This window comes from Thermogemmatispora sp., assembly GCF_042408735.1.
Taxonomy (GTDB): Bacteria; Chloroflexota; Ktedonobacteria; order Ktedonobacterales; family Ktedonobacteraceae; genus Thermogemmatispora.
The window spans coordinates 1-1689 of record NZ_JBHOQV010000046.1 but is presented as its reverse complement, the minus strand read 5'-3'; the positions used below and the strand labels follow the sequence as shown (position 1 = coordinate 1689).

General features: G+C 67.6%; 2 protein-coding genes and 1 pseudogene. All 3 read right to left on the bottom strand.

What is annotated here, in order from left to right; genetic code table 11:
* Positions 1-200, bottom strand: a pseudogene (locus ACFMO7_RS02720) (hypothetical protein); the annotation flags it as partial.
* Between the two features lie 83 nt (positions 201-283).
* Positions 284-1081, bottom strand: a complete 798-nt coding sequence (locus ACFMO7_RS02715; protein ID WP_376793994.1) for a hypothetical protein — start codon at positions 1079-1081, stop codon at positions 284-286.
* A gap of 81 nt (positions 1082-1162) precedes the next feature.
* Complete coding sequence (locus ACFMO7_RS02710; RefSeq protein WP_151729106.1) at positions 1163-1582, bottom strand: hypothetical protein; 420 nt, start codon at positions 1580-1582, stop codon at positions 1163-1165.
* Positions 1583-1689 lie beyond the last annotated feature (107 nt).

The window sequence follows — 1689 nt, the reverse complement described above, 5'->3', positions numbered from 1 at the left end:
ATCACAGACGGGAGACCACTGCGCTCCAAGAGGGTGAGCGCCTGCTCGAAGCGCTCCTGGGCCTGGTGCTCGGCCTGGCGGCGCTCCGCTTCTTCCTCAGCAGCCTGGGCGGCTTGCCTGGCGCGGAAGGAGCGCTGCTCTGCTTCGTAGACCTCGCTGGCACGTTGGGCCAGCGCCTCTAGCTCCTCATTCATGTTCATGGGATGCTCCTTTCCTGCTGATGAGGATCGTCGTGTGCCCCAGAGCGAGGGGATGCTCTTCGCATCCCCTCACCTGGCCAGGACTAGAACGGCTGGGTATCGTCCAGGTCGTCCAGCGCATCCAGGTCGCCCTCGTCTACTTCCTCCTGCTCGTGGAGGGGACCGAGGCGCCCTTCTGCCATCGCGCGCAGGATGGCTCGCTGCCCCCGGGCACGATCCACGGCTGTGGCTGGCTGCGGGAGGGGAGCACCAATGAGCCGGCAGAGGGTGGGCAAGCCCGCATAGGACTGCGAGAAGAAGGTCCGCGCCGGTTCCTGCAGATCGATCCCCAACAGGACCGGGACCCCCAACCCGAGCCGGCGGCTCGCCCGGCACAGCTGCTCCTCATCCCAGGCCCAGTTCCAACTGATCAGGAGCTGCCCCCGGACCTGCTGCTCGAAGGCAGGCCAGACCGTTGCCAGCTCGGGGGCCTGCTCTAGCTGGGCTGGCGTCAGTCCATTGTAGGTCAGCGCCGCCTGGTCGTACCCCTGCTGGGGACGGATCAGCTGGTCGAAGACCGTCTCTCCGTCGCTGGGGCGTACCAGCACCAGCCGGAGCAGCTCCGCGGTGCTTCCCAGGCGCGTCGTGTCTACTTCCAAGATGCGGCTGCTGGGGAGAGCCAGCAGCGCCTGGGCCCAGGCCATGCGCTCGGGATCGGGCAAGGCCGGCAGCTCGTTGATGGTCTGTTCGAGCGTCTGCAGGAGGGTTTGCAGGTGGCGCCGCTGCGCTAGACGACGCTCCACCTCGGCGAGGGAGAGCGGGTGAGGCAGCGGTTCCATGACGGTCGCACCCAGCTGCTCGATCTGGCGCAGGAGTGTCGTGAGGTGTTGTAGGTGGTCCATAGAGCTCCTTTCTCGACCCATCGCATGGGCACGATGGTCCGCTGTGGCAGAAGGGTGACTTGATGTGGGCTGAGGAAGCCCTCAGAAGATGGGGCGCAGCGGATTGACCTGCGGCGCCGGCAAGGGGTACCAGTCCAGGCCCCAGACCTGGCGCAGGCGCGCCCGGATCTGCTCAGCCCGCTCCGGCGCCCGTCGGGCGGCATACACCCAGAACCGACTGCGGTGCTCCGGGGCCGTCGGGTCCTGCTCGCGCGCCTCCGGGTCCTGGCCCGAGAGCCAGATCACTTCCGTGCCTGCCGCGTCCGTGTAATGATACTGAGCCGGCAGCCATCCCCAGCGGCGCCGGCAGGCTGGCAGGCGGAAGGTGAGCCGAAAGCCTTCCCGCTCCAGGAGCGTGCTCACCTGCGAGCTGACGAGACGCATCTGTACGTAGGCCGTCCAGCCCACCTCGGCGGCAGGCTGCTGCTGCTGAGGCCGCTGGGCCTCGTGTCGAGCGGTCATACGAGCCTCCATTGCCTCATATGGGACAGGACATCATGGATGTAGGCCGCCGGGTCGTTGCCGTCTGCCGCCGGCGCATACACCGGCAGGATCTGCTCGACGGTCAG